Source organism: Methylobacterium sp. WL1, assembly GCF_008000895.1.
GTDB lineage: Bacteria > Pseudomonadota > Alphaproteobacteria > Rhizobiales > Beijerinckiaceae > Methylobacterium.
The window spans coordinates 5,993,031-6,010,344 of the sequence record NZ_CP042823.1; the positions used below are offsets into that span (position 1 = coordinate 5,993,031).

Consider the following 17,314-nt stretch of genomic DNA (forward strand, 5'->3'; position numbering starts at 1 on the left):
CAGCGATGGCCTACCTCACAGGCCAGCGCGGCTCCGGGCCTATATCAACGGCGGTGGGGACGGCCTCGTTTTTTCCGGTTCACGAAGCGAGCCGGCATGAAAATCGATGCCGATCGACATTCAAGCTGCCGCGACGTCTTGGAGAAAGCGTTCCACCCCCGCCCCGAGGGCGCGGGACTGGTGCTCCAGCGCGTCCCGGGATGCCAGGAGATCGCCGGCCGAGCGGCCCGTCGCCTCCGCGGCCCGCGCCACGTCGGTGATGTTGTGGGTGACGCCCTCGGCGCCCTCGGCAACCTGCCCGACGTTGCGGACGATCTCCTGAGTCGCCGCGCCCTGCTCCTCGACCGCCGCCGCGATGGAGGCGATCACGGCGTCGATGTCCCGCAGCCGGGCCGACACGTCGGCGATGGCGATCGAAGCCGAGCCGGTCGAAGCTTGAATGCGGGCGGTCTGATCCGCGATCCTCCGGGTCGCCTCGGCGGTTTGTCCCGCGAGGTCCTTGACCTCGCCCGCGACCACGGCGAACCCGCGGCCTGCCTCGCCGGCGCGGGCGGCCTCGATGGTCGCGTTGAGCGCCAGCAGATTGGTCTGGTGGGCAATCGCCGAGATCAGCGTGACGGCGGTGCCGATGTCGTCCGACGCCGCAGAAAGCTCCGCCATCAGGGTCACGGCCCCCTCGACGTTCGACACGGCGCCCTGCGCGAGGTCGGACGACCGCAGGGCCTGACGCCCGATCTCGCCGATGGAGGCGCCCATCTGCTCGGTCGCGGCGACCACCGCCACGACGTTGGCGGATGTCTGGCCGGCTGCCTCGGAGACCGCCCTGGATCGTCGTCCGGCATCGGCCGCCGTGTCGGACAGCGTCCGCGCCGTCCCGTCCAGCGCAGAGAGAGCGCCGTCGACTCGGGCCAGCAGGTCGCCGACCTCCGCGCGGAACGTCTCGATCCGGGCCTGCTGCTGGCGCGATCGCTCCAGGCGCGCCTCCGCCTCGAAGGCTTGGGCCTGCCGCAGCCCGCTCCCGTCGAGCAGCGCGTGCCGGAAGGTCTCGATCGCCCTGGCGATCGCACCGATCTCATCGCGCCGCGTATGGTGCGGCACGGCGGCCTGCAGGTCTCCCGCTTCCAGGCGCCCGATGGCGGCCGTCAGTCCGGCGAGTGGGCCGCGGATCGTGCCCAGCAGCCAGAGCGAGGTGAGGAACACCACACCGCCAGAGGTGGCCAGCCCGATCCACGCGGTCCAATCCATCGACGTCGCCGCGTCGGCCTTTCTCGCTTGAGCGTCGCGGATGACATCCATCACGCGGGCCGACAGCTTTTCCGAGGCGGCCGAGAGCCGCGCATAGGCCACCTGGGTCGGCTCCTGCCGGGTCATCACCATTAGGTCGACCTCGGCCGCGCTCCGCCAATCCTTCAGCGCCGCCTGCAGCTCGGCCTGGAAGCCCGGCGCGATCAGGTCGCCGCTCCGCTCGCCGAGGGTGTGCAGCGCGGCATCGACCCGAACCGCGCCCGTGCCGGTGTAGCGGTCCTTCAACTTGGCGTCGGCCGAAACCGAGTACGCGTCGAGGGTCGCGGCCTGATCGGTCACGGCCGAGCCGAAATCCTGGGCGGCGCCGAGCAGCGCGAGCGCGCGGGTGACTTCCCCATCGTCGCTCCGGAAGCGCGACAGGGCCGCGAGGTTCAGGGCCGTGACGGCGACCACGACGGCCAGCACCAGGAGGCCATTGATCGAAAGGCGGGCGAGAAGTTTCATGGCTGCGGCTCGGGATCGTCGTTCACACGCAGATCATAGTGATGAAACGATAATAAATACCTCTCCACCACTTCAGAGAATGCCCGACTTGTTGTTTCAAATTTCGAGACACGATCGATCATTGCTGCACGTCCGCGTCGAAGCATGGGGTGCATAGCAGGATCTGTTGTCTCGCAATCCGGACATCAGGACGTCACGCTGCCCTTCTTCTGCCGCCGGGTCGGATGGGTCATGGCTTCAAGTTCGAGGAGCTGGTCGAGCTGCGCCCGCGTCAGCAGGCCTTCCTCCAGTACGAGGTCGGCCACCGGGCGGTTTTCCTTGAGCGCGCGCTGCGCCACCCGAGAGCTCGCCTCGTAGCCGAGGGTCGGCACGAGCGCCGTCACGAGGCCGATGGAGCCCTGGACGAGGGTGCGGCAGCGCTCCCGGTCCGCCTCGATGCCGTCGATGCAGCGCTTGGTCAGCGTGTCGATGGCGGCCGTCAGCATCCGCAGGGAGGACAGGACACAGTAGCCGATGGTCGGCTCGAAGGCGTTGAGCTGGAGCTGGCCGCCCTCGGCGCACAGCGTCACGGTCAGGTCCTGGCCGATCACCATGTAGGCGACTTGGTTGACCACCTCCGGAATCACCGGGTTGACCTTGCCGGGCATGATCGAGGAGCCCGCCTGCACCGCCGGCAGCCGGATTTCGCCGAAGCCGGTGCGGGGCCCCGACGAGAGCAGGCGGAGATCGTTGCAGATCTTGGAGAGCTTCACCGCCACGCGCTTGAGCACGCCAGAGAACAGCACGAAGGCGCCGAGGTCCGAGGTCGCCTCGATGAGGTTCGAGGCCAGCACCATCGGTTGCCCGGAGACGCGCGACAGCTCCTCCACGGCGAGCGCCGCGTAGCGCGGATCGGCGTTGATGCCGGTCCCGATCGCGGTCGCGCCGAGGTTGACCTCGCGGAACAGCGCCACCGCCTCGCCGAGGCGGGCCACGTCTTCCTTGATGGTTGCGTGGAAGCCGTCGAACTCCTGGCCGAGCGTCATCGGCACGGCATCCATGAGCTGCGTCCGGCCCATCTTGAGCACGTCGGCGAACTCCACCGCCTTGCCTTTGAAGGCGTAGGCGAGGTCGTCGAGCGCCCGGATCAGCGGCTGCGTCGCGAGGATCACCGCGAGCCGCAGTGCCGTCGGGTAGGCGTCGTTGGTCGACTGCGCCATGTTGACGTCGTCGTTGGGGTGCAGGACCTCGTAGGATCCCGGCTTCCGCCCCATCAGGCCCAGCGCGACGTTCGCGATGACCTCGTTGGCGTTCATGTTGGTCGAGGTGCCGGCACCGCCCTGGATGGCGTCGACCACGAACGATTCGGCGTAGCCGGGTTCGGTCGCCACGAGGGCGCAGGCGCGATCGATGGCGTCGGCCTTGGCGGGATCGAGATAGCCGAGGCGCCTGTTGGCCCGGGCGGCGGCCTGCTTGACCAGGGCGAGGCTGCGGACGAATTCGGGGAAATGGCCGACCGGGACGCCGGTGATCGGGAAGTTCGTCACCGCCCGCTTGGTGTGGATGCCCCAGAGGGCGTCGGCCGGGACCTCGTCGTCGCCGAGAAGGTCGTGCTCCCGGCGGGTTCGCACGCCGTCCATCGGGACCGTGCGAACCGTGGCGAGCGCCAGGTCTTCGGCCGTCGTCGAATCCTCCACGGGGGTCATTGGCGGGAGGTTGGCCTGCGCTGTCTCGGTGCTCACGCTGTCCATCCGTTCGCTGGTGCCGATGGGGGCTCGCCGCCCGCGGCGGCGGTGCTTGGCTCGATCCGTCGGGGACGCGGCGGGCATCTTCACGGGTGGTCCCGCCCGGGTCAGTGAATGATCTGCGCGAGGAACTCGCGGGCGCGCTCGGTCTTGGGCGACTGGAAGAACGCTTCCGGAGAGGCCACTTCGACGATCTGTCCCCGGTCCATGAACACGACCCGGTCGGCGACCTTTCGGGCGAAGCCCATCTCGTGCGTGACGCAGATCATGGTCATGCCCTCGAGCGCCAGAGCCACCATGGTGTCGAGCACCTCGTTGACCATCTCCGGATCGAGCGCGGAGGTGGGCTCGTCGAACAGCATCACCTTCGGCTTCATGCACAGCGCCCGCGCGATCGCGACGCGCTGTTGCTGGCCGCCCGAGAGCATCCCGGGGTACTTCTTCGCCTGATCGGCGATGCGCACCTTCTGGAGGAAGTGCATCGCCAGCTCCTGCGCCTCCCGCGCGCCCATGCCGAGGGACTTGATCGGGGCCAGCGTGCAATTGTCGAGCACGCTGAGATGCGGGAACAGGTTGAAGCTCTGAAACACCATGCCGACGTCGCGGCGGACGTGGTCGATGTTGCGGGTCTCGGCGGTCAGCTCGGTCCCGTTGACGATGATCCGGCCGCCATCATGCTTCTCGATGCGGTTGATGCACCGGATGAGGGTCGACTTGCCCGAACCGGACGGGCCGCAGACGACGATCTTCTCTCCGGGGGCGACGTTGAGCCGGACGTCGGTGAGCGCCTGATACGACCCGTACCATTTGTTCACGTCGATCATCGTCACCGCCTCGGCGCCGGCGGACGTCCCCGCGGTCGATTGGGTCGCGGCCATGGTCGGTCTCCTCACAGGGATCGGGCGATGCGCGCGGCCGCGCTCTTCATCGCGGGAATGAAGGTCTTCAGCTTGTCCAGCGGCACGCGGCTCTTCGGGGCCGAGACGGTCAGGGCCGCAAGGACGCGGTCCTCCGTGTTGCGGACGGGCACCGCCGCCCCGACCACGCCGACGATGAACTCGGAATCGTTGAGGGCGTAGCCCTGCTCACGGATGACCTTCAGCTCCTCGCGCAACCTGCGCGGGTCGGTGAGGGTCTGGGGCGTGACCGGCTGCCAGGGGCCGGAAGCCAGGAAGGTCTCCAGCCGTTCGTCGGACAGGTTGGCGAGGAAGATCCGGCCGCTCGACGTACAGTGGATCGGCGTCTTCTGCCCGGCCTGGAATTGCAGCGTCAGCGGCGAGCCGCCGAACGCGCTGGCGATATATTCGACGTCGCCGCCCGACAGCATCGCCAGGCTGCACGTCTCGCCGATGCGCGCGGCGAGTTCGGTGAGCGTGGTGTTGAGGGCCGAGTAGACGACCGTCGACGCCATGATGTCGGAGGCGAGCGAGACCAGCTTCGGGGCCGGGCCGTAGCCCGTGCGCCCCGGCAGCTTCTGGAGGTAGCCGACGGCCTCCAGCATCGCGACCATCCGGTGGGCCGTCGGCCGCGGGATGCCGAGCGTCTCCACGACCTGCGCCACCGAGATCGTCCCGGTCACGGCGACCAGCTCGACGATCGCGAGCATCCGTCCGATGGGGGCGGGAACGTCGGGAGAGACGGTCACGCCGGGGCGTCGCACCGGGGGCATGGGCGGTCTCCCTATCGCGTCCGCAGGGTGCGCATCTGGCGCTGCCTGAGTATGGCCACGGCCTGCGAGGCGGTGGAGCAGATCGCGAGGTAGACGAGGGCGACGACGAGATACATCTCGACGAGCCTTCCGTTCAGCTGGGCGATCTTGACCGCGGCTCCCGTGAGATCGACCACCGACAGGACATAGACCAGGGAGGTATCCTGGAAGAGGATGATGGTCTGCGTGAGCAGGATCGGGCTCACCACGCGGATCACCTGTGGAATGATCACGTAGCGGTAGGTCTTGAAGGTCGAGAGCGAGAGGGCCGCCGCCGCCTCGAACTGGCCCTTGCTGAGCGACCGCAGGCCCGTGCGGATGATTTCGGCGTAGTAGGCCGCCTCGAACAGGCTGAAGGTGACGAAGGCCGTCGGGCCCGCGCCGACCGGGATCGGCCGCCCGTCCACCGAGAACGGCGTCAGCAGGATCGGCACCAGGAAGAAGAACCAGAACAGGACGAGGATGAGCGGGATCGAGCGGATCAGCGTGATGTAGCCGACCACGAGCTGCGCCAGCACCGGCACCTTCAGGTGCCGCACGAGCGCCAGTACGATGCCGAGCCCCAGGCCGGTGAGGAAGGCGAAGACCGTGAGCTGGAGCGAGAAGGCGAGCCCGTGCAGCAGGTAGGGCAGCGACTGCCCAACGATGGAAAAGTCGAGACTGTTCACGGCTTCGGCTCCTGGGCCAGAGCGAGCTTGCGCGGCCGCTTCCGGCCGGTCGCCGGTTCCTGGCCGGGGATGCGGACCGCGTGTTCGACGGCGGTCATGAACAGGAACGTGACCAGGGCGAGGGCGAGGTAGATCAGGGTCGCGCTGGCGAAGGCCCCGAAGGTCTGGAACGTCGCCTCGCTGATCTGCCGTGCCTGAGCCGTGAGTTCGAGCAGGCCGATGGTCAGCGCCACCGAGGTGTTCTTGTAGATGCCCATGACCTCCGAGGTCAGGCTCGGCACGATCAGCCGGAGCGCCTGCGGGATCAGCACGTAGCGGTAGGTCTTCCACGTCGAGAGCGAGAGCGCGTTGGCGGCCTCGCGCTGTCCCTTGGGCAGCGCCTCGATCCCGGCCCGGACCTGCTCCGAGACGCGGGCCGAGGTGTAGAGGCTGAGGCAGATCAGGGCCGGCCAGAAGGCTCCCCAGGGCGGCGGCATCTGCTTGATGGCATCGCCGAGGCCGAAGGGTAGGAATTCCGGCACCACGAAGTACCAGAGGAACATCTGGATCAGCACCGGGATGTTGCGGAAGAACTCCGTGTAGAACCGGCACGGGATCGCGATGGCCCGGCTCGGCGAGGTGCGGCCCGCGCCGACCGCGACCCCGATCACGAAGGCGATGCACCACCCGAAGAAGGCGAGCGCCACGGTCCATTGCAGGCCCGAGATCAGCCAGTCGATGTAACGCTGGCCGTCGGGGGCCTCCTCGAAGAGCACGGAGAACATCGGCGTCGCCTTCGTGACGGTGCGCGGCGGGCGAGGACGATCAGAAGTCGAGGGCGTCGCTCGGATGGGCGACACGCTCCTTCAAGGCGTCGCTCATCGGGAAGCTGAGGTTCTCGCCGTTCGGGGGGATCGGGCTCTCGAACCATTTCGCGTAGAGCTTGGTGAAGGCACCCGAGGCCATCAGGCCCCTGAGCACGCCGTCCGCGAGGGCCTTGAACTCCGGATCGTCCTTCGGAAGCATCAGGCCGTAGGGGACCTTCTCGTAGGTCTCGGGCAGGAACGCGAAGGCCACCGGGTCCGGGGCGCGGGCCCGCAGGCTGGCGAGCAGGATGTCGTCCTCCATGAAGGCGGCCGCGCGTCCGCTCTGAAGCATCAGCATCGATTCCGCGTGGTCCTTGGCCTGGACGATCGCGAAGGTCGCGCCCTTGGCCTTGATCCCCTGCGCGAAGCCGACGGCGTTCGAGCCCTGCGTGACTACGACGGTCTTGCCGTCGAGCGCCTTCACGTCCTGGATGCCGGACGACGCCTTCGTCATCCAGCGCGCCGAACTGACGAAGGTCGCGACCGTGAACGCGACCTGCTTGAGCCGTGCCGCGCTGCTGGAAGTGCCGCCGCATTCGATGTCGACGGTGCCGTTCTGGATGAGCGGGATGCGGTTGGAGGAATTCACCGACTGCAGGGTGACGGCGAGCTTATCGAGCTTGATGTCCTCCTTGATCTTGTCGACGACTTGCGAACACAGGTCGAGCGAGAACCCGATCGGCTTCTGATCCGCGCCCAGATACGAGAACGGGATCGAAGACTCGCGATAGCCCAGCGTCACCGTTCCGGTCCGCTTGATCTTGGCAAGGGTCGGGCTTTCCGCAGATGCGGACGTCGTGAGAAGACCAAGTGCCATCGCGAGCGACAGCGTGACGAGATGGATACGGGCGTACATTCGCATCTCCGAAGTTATACAGTAATCGTCGAGATGCGAACTCGTCGTTAATTTTTGGACGAGTGTTCGATCCCATGCCGAAAATAACACCAGGGGCCCGCGGCCGAAACACGCCACGATGTACTGCGGAGGAACGAGGCCGGGCTTCGGAACAGTTATGACGAACGAGCTATTGTGCCGTCAATCCGGTCTCAAAAAATGATATTTTTTGTCTCACGCCCAGTGATCCCGTCGGACAGCCTTTCGCACCACAGCTTGATCAAGGTATTGAATGGAAACGGAAAAGTCTGTCCGGATTTTGAGACGACCTGCTCGTGGCACCGGGTTCCCGATCGAGCCATCTGCTTAGCCGGTAGACAGCGCGGGGTGAATTAATTCGCAGGTGCACAACCGGCAACCACTTGTCTGCGGCACCGCGAAAACTTCGGGCCGGTCCCGTTACAGGAACCGCTTGCACGATCACATGTCTCGAATTCCGATCAGAGTCTCATAAATCGATACATCGACAAAGATAGTCGAAAGAAAGACTTTTGAGATCCCGGGAGGTGAGATTAGGGATTGCGGACATGGAGGCTGATATCGTTGCGGGATCTGGCCAGTTGTCATCCCACGTCATTCTTTGACCGCGGACGCTGTCATCGACCGCTTGGGCGCGCATCCGTCGATTCGACCCGGGGACCGAAGCGAGAACGATCAGCCGTTCGCGCGCCTGGATCATCCCAGTTCTGACCTCGGGCCCGCGCCGATGAAAGCCCGCGGGTTGGACCAGGCCGCCTCCGACGCCGCCAGCCGACCTTCATCGACCTCATGCAGGAGTGTAGATATGTCCCAGCATTACGACGTCGCCGCAGTGCGGAAGGCGTTTCCGGCCGCCGAGTCGATCGTCTACCTCGACGCGGGCTTCCAGACGCCGCTCGCGCGCCCTGTGAAGGAAGCCTACGAGCGCTTCCTGCGCGAGGGCTATGAGACCGCCGGTCCCAAGCAGGTCTGGCTCAACCGGCTGGAGGAGACGCGCACCAAGCTCGCGCACTTCATCGGGGCGCGGCCCGAGGAGGTCGCCTTCACCAAGAACACCTCCGAGAGCATGAACATCGCCGCCAACGCGCTGCCGCTGTGCCCGGGCGACAAGGTCCTGATGATCGATGGCGACCACCCCAACAACGCCTACGCGTTCCTCAACCTGAAGAAGAAGGGCGTCGAGGTCGCGTTCATCCCGATGACCGAGGTCGTCGATGCCGAGAGCTTCCGGCCGCACATCGACGACAAGACCCGCGTCATCTCGATGTCGCAGGTGACCTTCCACGCCGGCCATCGCTTCGACGTCGAGAGCGTCGGCCGGCTGTGCAAGGAGAAGGGGCTCTACTTCGTGGTCGACGTGATGCAGGGCATCGGCGTCGTCCCGCTCGACGTGAAGGCGCTCCACGCCACCTTCGTCGGCTCGGGTACGCACAAGGGTCTTCTCACGCCCCAGGGGCTCGGCCTGCTGTGGTGGGACACGCGCCTGACCGAGCTGGAGCCGGCCTACATGGCGGCGATCAGCCTGTCCGCGCCGCCTTCGGACTTCATCGCCCGCCCGGACAACATGGCGCTGGCTCCCTCGGCCGGCCGGTTCGAGCTCGGCAACTTCAACCTGCCGGCGATCCAGGGGCTCGGGGCGGCCCTCGACCTCATCGGCTCCATCGGCGTCGAGAAGATCCAGGCTCACTGCTACGATCTGGGCGACTACCTGATCGAGCAGCTCGACCAGCTCGGCGTCGACTTGGTTGGTCCGCGCGAGCGGCGGCACCGGGCCCCGCACATCTACGTCATCGCCCTGCCTGCGGGCGAGTGGCTGGACTACCTCACCCTGAGCGGCATCCGCGTCTCGCCCGAGCGCGACGGCATCCGCGTCTCCCTCGGCATGTTCAACACCGCTGAGGATATCGACCGGCTGATCGAGGCCATCCGCGCCCGCAACGCGCCGTCGATGCAGGCCCGTACGGCCGTGCTGTCCACGCTCGGATAGGCCCCCGAACCCCTCCCCGTATCGCTGACGGCGCCCGCGCCGCTAGGCCTCGCAAGACCCGCAACCGTCGAGAGGAGAAAACCGATGTCCCTGCACGGAGCGTTCGTTCGACTATCAGGCGCGCTCGCGCTCGGTCTTGCCGCGACGGCCGCGTCGGCCGAGAGCCCGACGCTGGACAAGATCAAGCGCACGGGGACCATAACGCTCGGCTATCGCGAGGCCTCGATCCCGTTCTCGTACCTCGACGTCGATCAGAAGCCGGTCGGCTTCTCGATGGATCTGTGCGCGCAGGTCGTGGACGAGATCAAGACCGATCTCAAGCTCGACAACCTCGCGGTCAAGCTTCAGCCGGTGGATTCCGCCAACCGCATCCCGCTCATGCAGAACGGGACCATCGACATCGAATGCGGCGGCACGTCCAGCAGCGCCGCCCGGCTCAAGCAGGTCGCCTTCACGGTCGCGACCTTCGTGTCCTCGGCCCGGTGGCTGACTAAGGTCTCGTCGGGCATCCACGACGTGAAGGGCCTCGACGGCAAGACCGTGGTGGTCACGCAGGGGTCGAACGCGGTGAGCTTCGCGTTCGGCATCAAGGCCAAGGGCGGCACCTTCACCGTCATCCAGGCCAAGGATCACGGCGAGTCGATGCTGGTGCTCCAGAGCGGGCGGGCCGCCGCCTTCATGGAGGACGACATCCTGCTCGCCAGCCTGAAGTCCCGCGCGCCCGATCCGGCCGCCCTCACCTTCCTCCCGGAGACCTACGACCTGGTGGCCTACGGCCTGATGCTGCGCAGGGAGGATCCTGAGTTCAAGGCGCTCGCGGACGGCGTCCTGAAGGGCATGATGGCTTCGGGAGCCTTCGCCACGCTCTACGCCAAGTGGTTCGAGAGCCCGATCCCACCCCGCGGCGAGAACCTGACCTTCCCGATGTCGGACGCCCTGAAGGAGCGCGTCGCGCACCCCAGCGACGCGATCGAGTTCTGACCGCGCGCCGAGCGCGCTCGTTCCGATGCGGCACGACGACTCCCGATCCGCATAGAGTTCAGCGCGATGCAGACCATCTTCTCGACAGACGGGCTGCCGCCGAAAGATCGGTTTCGCCATTGGCGGGATGTCTGCGAAGACCGTATCGTCCCGATGGAACAATCATGCCTCGGTGACGAGACGTTCGACGCGACGATCGACGGGGCAAGTTTCGGCGGCTTGGACTTCAGCATGTTTTCGTTGCGCAATCTCAGAGCATCGACGACACCGCGAACGCTCCGGCACGAGAATCATCGGACCGATCATCTCTTCGTCAGCATGGTCCTGTCCGGTACCGTGCGCTCGGATCAGAACGATCGCTCGAACACCGACAGGGCCGGCGACTTCGCGGTCCGTGATACGAACACGCCCTGGACGATCGAGCATAGCGGCCACAGCGAAGTGTTGGCCATCGCGATCCCCCGGCAGAGATTGGAGAGCGTGCTCGGCCCAGCCCGGATCTTCGCCGGCCTGACCGTCGACGGCGACCGGCCGGTCACGACCCTGGCCCGCTCGTTCCTGACCAACCTGCTGCATCAGGGCGATCGGCTGCCGGCTCACAGCGCCGAGCGCATGGTCGGGGTCGGGATCGATCTCATCGTCGCCTGCCTCGCCGAGCGCCTCGCACAGGAGGTGCCGCGACCGCTGCACGGGACGCTCGTGATCCAGCGCGCCAAGGCGTTCATCGAGGCCAACCTCGGCGACCCGACCCTCGATCCGCCCATGCTTGCGGCAGCCGTCGGCGTCTCGCTGCGGCGGCTGCAGGAGCTGTTCCACGAGCGCGGCCAGCACATCTCGGATTGGATCTGGCAAAAACGCCTGGAGGCGGCCGCCACCCGCCTAGCCGATCCGGGTTGCACGCACCTGTCCATCGGCGCCCTGGCCTATGGCTGCGGCTTCGCCAACCAAGCCCACTTCGCCCGCCGCTTCAAGGCACGCTACGGGATGGCTCCCAGCGAGCATCGTCACGCGGCACTGATGAACGCACGACCGGGTCCGACGGCGCCTGCAGCTGCGTCCCGCCGATCGTAGCTTCATGGAACATCCACCCGCCGGCTCGTGGTCCGGCCGCGTCGAAGGACAGAATCAGACATGCTCGGACGTATCGGCGCGACCGTCGCCACCCTATCGGCGGTCATGACCCTCGGCGGCGCGCCCGCTTCCGCGGCCGGACCGCAAGCGAAGCCGAGGGTCCTGGTCCTGGCGACCGGTGGGACCATCGCGCAGACGACCGGCAAGGATTCCGTCCTGTCGGGCTCTGCGCTGGTCGCCGCGGTCCCAGGGCTGGATGCCGCCGCGGACGTCAGCGCCGAGCAAATCGCGCAGGTCTCCAGCCCGGACATCACCGCCGAGGTCTGGCTGCGCCTGGCCCGTCGGATCGGCGAGGTCCTGGCCTCCGGCGCCACGGACGGCGTCGTGGTCACGCACGGAACCGACACGCTGGAGGAGACGGCGTATTTCCTCGACCTCGTCGTCAAGAGCGACAAGCCGGTCGTGGTGGTCGGGTCCATGCGGGGATCGGGGGCCGTCAGCGCCGACGGACCGGCGAATCTGGCCAACGCCGTGGCCATCGCCGCGGACCCCGCCGCCAGGGGGGCGGGCGTGCTGGTCACGCTCAACGACGGGATCTATGCCGCCCGCGACGTGACGAAGACCAACACCACCGGGTTGGACGCGTTCAAGGCGCCCGATGTGGGCGCCTTGGGCATCATGCAGGGGCACAAGCCGCATTTCTACCGGACGACGACGCGACCGCACACCGCCGCGACGGAGTTCGACGTCTCCATGCTGCTCGCGTTGCCGCGTGTGGCGATCGTCTATTCCTACGTCGATGTCGGCCCCGCCCTCCTGAACGCGGCCATCGGAGACGGTGCCAAGGGCATCGTCTATGCCGGAACCGGTAACGGCAGCATCCCCAAGGCCGTCCAGCCGGCGGTCGCGGCCGGGGTGGGCAAGGGAGTGGTCGTCGTGCGTTCGTCCCGCGTCAACGGCGGCTTGGTCGAACGCAATGGCGAACACGACGACGACGCCCTCGGCACCGTGACGTCGGACACCCTGAACCCGCAGAAGGCCCGGGTCCTTCTGATGCTGGCGCTCACGAAAACGAACGATGCCAAGCAGATACAGCAGATGTTCTCGCGATACTGAATGCAGGGCTGCGAGCGGGCGGATGGGACGGTGAGGGGCTCGCCGGTCCCGAGCCCCAGAGGAAGATCCGTTCGATCGCTCGCACGAACGCCCTGAGAATCGACTGAGCGTCAGCCGGGCGCTTGCCAGCACCCGCGCGGCGATCCTCCGGGAGCTGCGCGCGCTCGGCGTCCCGGTTTATGACACGGTCTGACCCGCCGTCTGCGACCCGGCGCCCGGCGATCGCCGGGCCGGAGCGTAGACCAGCCAGGACCCTCCCGATGACCCGGCAAGCCCCTTCGATCCATGGACGGCCGCTCGATATGTGGCTCTCCACTCATCCCCTGATCGGCGACTTGATCGCGGGCCGGGAGACCGCGTGGTTCAACCCCGGCATCGCGCCGGCGGCGACCGGGCTCGCCGATGCCGGGCTCACCCTGTCGGACGTCGAGGATGCGAGCGCGCGGTTGGCGCGCTTCGCTCCGCTGCTCGTCCGGTTCTTCCCGGATCTCGCCGCCACCGGGGGGATCATCGAGTCGGACCTCGTCACTGTACCCGCCTTCGCGGACGCCCTCCGTCGGCGCTACGGATACGAGGGCGGCGGCCGGCTTCTGCTGAAGAAGGACAGCCACCTGCCGGTCTCGGGCTCGATCAAGGCGCGCGGCGGCCTCTACGAGGTGCTGAAGCGGGCCGAGACCTTGGCCCTCGGAGCCGGGCTGATCACGACCGGCGACGACTACACGGCGCTCGGCGGGGCAAGCGCGCGCGCCTTCTTCGCAGATTACAGCGTCGCGGTCGGCTCCACCGGCAATCTCGGCCTGTCGATCGGCATCATGAGCGCCAAGATCGGGTTCCGAACCACGGTCCACATGTCGGCGGATGCACGGCAGTGGAAGAAGGACCGCCTGCGCGCCTCCGGGGTCACGGTGGTCGAGCATGCCGGCGATTACGGGGCCGCGGTGGCCCAGGGGCGTGCCGAGGCCGACGCCGATCCGAACTGCCATTTCGTCGACGACGAGCACTCGAAGGATCTGTTCCTGGGCTACGCGGTCGCCGGCCTGCGGCTGAAGCCGCAGCTCGCCGCCCTCGGCGTGCCGGTCGATGCGCAGCACCCGCTCTTCGTCCACCTGCCCTGCGGGGTCGGCGGTGGCCCGGGCGGGGTCGCGTTCGGGCTCAAGCTGGTGTTCGGGGATGCGGTCCGCTGCCTGTTTGCCGAGCCCACGCCCTCGCCCTGCATGCTGCTCGGCGTCTATACCGGCCTGCACGAGCAGATCGCGGTTCAGGATTTCGGCATCTCCAACGCGACCGTCGCGGACGGTCTGGCGGTGGGGCGGCCCTCGGGCTTCGTCGGCCGGGCGATGCAGCGTCTGGTGGATGGCTATTTCACGGTGGCCGACCAGGAATTGCTCGACCTCCTGGCTCTGCTCGAGGCCAGCGAAGGCCTCATGTTGGAACCCTCCGCGGTCGCGGGCGCACCCGGCCCCGCCCGCATCGTGGCCGACGACGCCTACCGCGCCCGCCTGAACCTCGACCGCGACCGCTTGGAGGCGGCCACGCATATCATCTGGGCTACCGGCGGCAGCATGGTCCCCCCGGAGGAGGCGCGCGCATACCTCCGCCGGGCCGGTACAGGGGTGGCACGTTCAGCGTGACGGGTGTCGCGATCCGCGACGCGCGCAGCGGCCGTTGAGGCGATCAGCCTGCCCGGTCGCCTACCGTGCTGCGGGGGGGCGACGCCGTCTCGCGCAGCCACGCGACCACGGCTTCCGTTCCCTCCTCGAGCCCCCGCCCTTCGGGCACGATCAGCGAGAGTGGGGGACCGAGCAGGGCGGCCCCATCATCGATCGGTGCCAGCAGGCGCCCGTCCCCCAATGGGGCCTGCAGGAGGCTGCTGTGGCCGATCAGCAGTCCGGCCTCCTCGATCGCCGCCTCCACGGCCATGCTGTAGAGCGAGAACGTCGATCCGCGGCGGGCGTCGACCCGCCTGTTGCCGGCATGTCGCAGCCATCGCGCCCAGTCGTTGCGCCATCGCGCGTCGTGGAGCAGCGTCATGTCGGCCAGGCCCGCCAGATCCAGGCTGTGCCCGCGCCCGGCCAGGAGTTGGGGCGAGCAAACCGGAAACAGCCGGTCCTCCACGAGCGTGTGGGCGGTGCAATTGGGCAGGCTTCCGTCCACGAAGAACAGGCCGAGGTCGAACAGCTCCCGGGTGAAGTCCGGCGGGTTCTCCAGCGCGACCACCGAGAATTCGAGGTTCGGGAACGCCTTGCGCATCGCCCCGAGGCGCGGCGAGAGCCAGAGCTGCGCCACGCAGGGGAGGGCCGCGATCTGGATCTCCCGCCGGTCAGCGTGCCGACGGAGGCCGTGGGCCGCGCCGGCCAGGGCATCGAACGCCTCGACAAGGCGCGGCAGCATCGCCCGGGCTTCGCTCGTCAGCTGAAGGCCCCGGGCCTTCCTGTGAAACAGCGGCCTGCCGACCCAATCCTCCAGCGCGCGAACCTGCTGCGCGATCGCGGCCGCGGTGACGCAGAGTTCGTCGGCCGCGCCGACGAAGCCCTCGTGGCGGGCGGCCGCCTCGAAGGCACGGAGCGCCTTCAGCGAGGGGAGGGACGGCCGCGGCGGCGAAAGGGGCATCGAAGGCCTAGGTGAGCTTGGTCTCGCAGCCACGATATGTCGTTTGCGGACCCTCGGCAAAAACCGCATCCAAAGGGCGATCACGGATCGCGGACGGGCGGTCGGCGGCACGCCCACGCGGCGCCCCGACGGCTGCCGACTCGCGTCTCCCTCCTTCTCTGCGGCCTGGGCCTTTCGACATGACATACCTCCACAAGGGCTACTTCACGGAGGGGCTCGACGCCGATCCCGAACTCGCGGCATCCATCCGCGGGGAGCTGCGACGCCAGCAGAACGGGATCGAGTTGATCGCGTCCGAGAACATCGTGTCCCGCCTCGTCCTCGAGGCGCAGGGCTCGGCCCTCACCAACAAGACCGTCGAGGGCTTCGCTTTCGCGCGGTATTACGGCGGCGCAGAATTCGCCGACGCTGTGGAAGATCTGGCCCTTCGGCGGGCCAAGAAACTCTTCGGCGCGCGCTTCGCGAACGTGCAGTCGCATTCCGGATCGAACGCGAATGGCGGCGTCTTCCTTGGTTTGCTGAAGCTTGGCGACACCATCCTGTCGATGAACACCGCCGCGGGCGGCCATATCAGCCACGGACATCCCGCCACTCTGACCGGGCGGGACTACAACATCGTCCGGTACGGCGTTAATCGCGACACCGAACTCGTCGATCTGGACGAGCTTCGCGGCCTCGCCCGCCAGCACAAGCCCAAGATGATCATCGCGGGCGGGTCTGCCTACGCCCGGGTCCTGGACTTCGCCGGACTGCGCGCGATCGCCGACGAGGTCGGCGCCTACCTGGTCGTCGACATGGCCCACTTCGCCGGGCTGGTGGCCTCGGGGATCTATCCCGATCCGTTGCCGCACGCGCATGTGGTGACCTCGACCACCTACAAGTCGCTCCGCGGTGCCCGCGGCGGCCTCGTGCTCTGGAACGACGAGGCGCTGAGCGACAAGATCAACTACGGCATCTTCCCGGGTGTGCAGGGCTCGGTGATGCTGCACATCGTGGCCGCCAAGGCGGCCTGCTTCGGCGAGGCCCTCCGGCCGGAATTCAAGGGCTACAACCAGGCGGTGCTCGACAACGCCCGGATGCTGGCCGCCACGCTGGCTGAGGCCGGCGTCCGCCTGGTCGCCGGCGGCACGGATTGCGGGCTGATGCTCGTCGATCTCGTCAACCAGGGCATCACCGGCGACATCGCCGCGAAGGCGCTGGAGCACGCGGGCCTGGCGGTGAACAAAAACCAGATCCCGTTCGACGAGCGCCCCCCGGAGGCGCCATCGGGTCTGCGCCTGTCCAGCAACGCCGGCACTGCGCGCGGCTTCGGGGGCGACGAGTTTCGCGCGATCGGCACCTGGATCGCGCAGATCGTCAAGGCCCCGTCCGAGGAGGCCCTCGTCCGCGCGATCCATGGGCAGGTCACGGAACTCTGCGCTCGCTTCCCGATCTACCCGTAATCGAACCGGTGCCCCTCGGCTCGCGAAGCCGGGGGCTCCGGCGGCCGGCGCCGTCGTGGAGACAGTCACCGGCCGGGTGCGGGCAATGGCTCGCACGCGCCGGCGCACTCTCCGGCAGCTGTCCGTGCGCGGGACCACGGCTTCGCTGGCCGAAGCGCTGGGCGTCTCGCCGGCGGCTTTGTCCCAGCAGATCGCCCGCCTCGAAGCCGAGCTGGGCATCACCCTGGTCGAAGGGCGCGGCCGAGGGGGCATCCGTCCTCACCCGCCGGCGCACGCCTCGTCCTGCACGCCGAGCCTGCACGCCGAGACGGTAATCGGGGTCATCTCTCCGAACACCGCCTCCGCCTCGTCCGGCAGGGCGGCCGTGACGCTCCACGACCTGCGGATCGAAATCTGCGCGGTGGACAACCCCGACAAAGGTTATTTGGAGATCGTAGTCGGGGCCTGCCGCCCCGTCGGCTGCGAGCCGTAGATCCACGCGCATCGTCACGGTTTCGAGGTCGTGCAGGCGATCGTGGAGGCCGGCTGCTGCGTCGCGA

Annotated in this window: 15 protein-coding genes; 7 read left to right on the forward strand and 8 right to left on the reverse strand. The window is 67.8% G+C overall.

Annotation, left to right across the window (positions count from 1 at the left end; translation table 11 throughout):
• Positions 1 to 120: 120 nt before the first annotated feature.
• The 7 genes from FVA80_RS29160 to FVA80_RS29190 form a co-directional block, all read right to left on the reverse strand.
• Positions 121 to 1,749 carry a HAMP domain-containing methyl-accepting chemotaxis protein gene (locus tag FVA80_RS29160; RefSeq protein ID WP_147905930.1) on the reverse strand — a complete coding sequence of 543 codons (1,629 nt, stop codon included), beginning with the start codon at positions 1,747 to 1,749 and terminating at the stop codon, positions 121 to 123.
• A 185-nt stretch (positions 1,750 to 1,934) separates the two neighbouring features.
• The gene (locus tag FVA80_RS29165) at positions 1,935 to 3,434 is read right to left on the reverse strand and encodes an aspartate ammonia-lyase (protein ID WP_147906005.1); all 1,500 of its coding nucleotides are present in this window, start codon (positions 3,432 to 3,434) and stop codon (positions 1,935 to 1,937) included.
• 146 nt (positions 3,435 to 3,580) lie between these two features.
• Entirely contained in the window at positions 3,581 to 4,351 is a 771-nt protein-coding gene (locus tag FVA80_RS29170) for an amino acid ABC transporter ATP-binding protein (RefSeq protein WP_147940470.1), read from the reverse strand.
• An 11-nt stretch (positions 4,352 to 4,362) separates the two neighbouring features.
• Positions 4,363 to 5,142 carry an IclR family transcriptional regulator gene (locus FVA80_RS29175; RefSeq protein WP_147905929.1) on the reverse strand — a complete coding sequence of 260 codons (780 nt, stop codon included), beginning with the start codon at positions 5,140 to 5,142 and terminating at the stop codon, positions 4,363 to 4,365.
• A gap of 11 nt (positions 5,143 to 5,153) precedes the next feature.
• Entirely contained in the window at positions 5,154 to 5,849 is a 696-nt protein-coding gene (locus tag FVA80_RS29180; protein WP_147905928.1) for an amino acid ABC transporter permease, read from the reverse strand.
• Positions 5,846 to 6,613, reverse strand: a complete 768-nt coding sequence (locus FVA80_RS29185; protein WP_147905927.1) for an amino acid ABC transporter permease — start codon at positions 6,611 to 6,613, stop codon at positions 5,846 to 5,848. The genes FVA80_RS29180 and FVA80_RS29185 overlap by 4 nt, the downstream gene beginning before the upstream one ends.
• A 40-nt stretch (positions 6,614 to 6,653) precedes the next feature.
• Positions 6,654 to 7,550, reverse strand: a complete 897-nt coding sequence (locus tag FVA80_RS29190) for an amino acid ABC transporter substrate-binding protein (RefSeq protein WP_147905926.1) — start codon at positions 7,548 to 7,550, stop codon at positions 6,654 to 6,656.
• 823 nt (positions 7,551 to 8,373) lie between these two features.
• On the opposite strand from FVA80_RS29190, the gene FVA80_RS29195 reads away from it, so the two are divergent.
• The 5 genes from FVA80_RS29195 (at position 8,374) to FVA80_RS29215 (ending at position 14,354) form a co-directional block, all read left to right on the forward strand.
• Positions 8,374 to 9,555 (forward strand): aminotransferase class V-fold PLP-dependent enzyme, encoded by a 1,182-nt coding sequence (locus FVA80_RS29195; RefSeq protein ID WP_147905925.1) that lies wholly within the window; start codon positions 8,374 to 8,376, stop codon positions 9,553 to 9,555.
• 84 nt (positions 9,556 to 9,639) lie between these two features.
• Positions 9,640 to 10,536, forward strand: a complete 897-nt coding sequence (locus FVA80_RS29200) for an amino acid ABC transporter substrate-binding protein (RefSeq protein ID WP_147905924.1) — start codon at positions 9,640 to 9,642, stop codon at positions 10,534 to 10,536.
• Positions 10,537 to 10,689: 153 nt separating this feature from the next.
• Complete coding sequence (locus FVA80_RS29205) at positions 10,690 to 11,607, forward strand: helix-turn-helix domain-containing protein (RefSeq protein ID WP_348644607.1); 918 nt, start codon at positions 10,690 to 10,692, stop codon at positions 11,605 to 11,607.
• Positions 11,608 to 11,667: 60 nt separating this feature from the next.
• Positions 11,668 to 12,723, forward strand: coding sequence for an asparaginase (locus FVA80_RS29210; RefSeq protein ID WP_147905922.1), 1,056 nt, complete (start codon positions 11,668 to 11,670; stop codon positions 12,721 to 12,723).
• Positions 12,724 to 12,983: 260 nt separating this feature from the next.
• Entirely contained in the window at positions 12,984 to 14,354 is a 1,371-nt protein-coding gene (locus FVA80_RS29215; RefSeq protein WP_147905921.1) for a D-serine ammonia-lyase, read from the forward strand.
• 43 nt (positions 14,355 to 14,397) lie between these two features.
• On the opposite strand, the gene FVA80_RS29220 is transcribed toward FVA80_RS29215, so the two are convergent.
• The gene (locus FVA80_RS29220; RefSeq protein WP_187193549.1) at positions 14,398 to 15,333 is read right to left on the reverse strand and encodes a LysR substrate-binding domain-containing protein; all 936 of its coding nucleotides are present in this window, start codon (positions 15,331 to 15,333) and stop codon (positions 14,398 to 14,400) included.
• 179 nt (positions 15,334 to 15,512) lie between these two features.
• On the opposite strand from FVA80_RS29220, the gene glyA reads away from it, so the two are divergent.
• Together glyA and FVA80_RS29230 are read left to right on the forward strand one after the other, a co-directional pair.
• A complete protein-coding gene (gene glyA / locus FVA80_RS29225; RefSeq protein ID WP_147905919.1) occupies positions 15,513 to 16,775 on the forward strand; it encodes a serine hydroxymethyltransferase in 1,263 nt (420 codons plus the stop codon).
• 85 nt (positions 16,776 to 16,860) lie between these two features.
• A complete protein-coding gene (locus FVA80_RS29230) occupies positions 16,861 to 17,247 on the forward strand; it encodes a LysR family transcriptional regulator (RefSeq protein WP_246692198.1) in 387 nt (128 codons plus the stop codon).
• Positions 17,248 to 17,314: the final 67 nt, after the last annotated feature.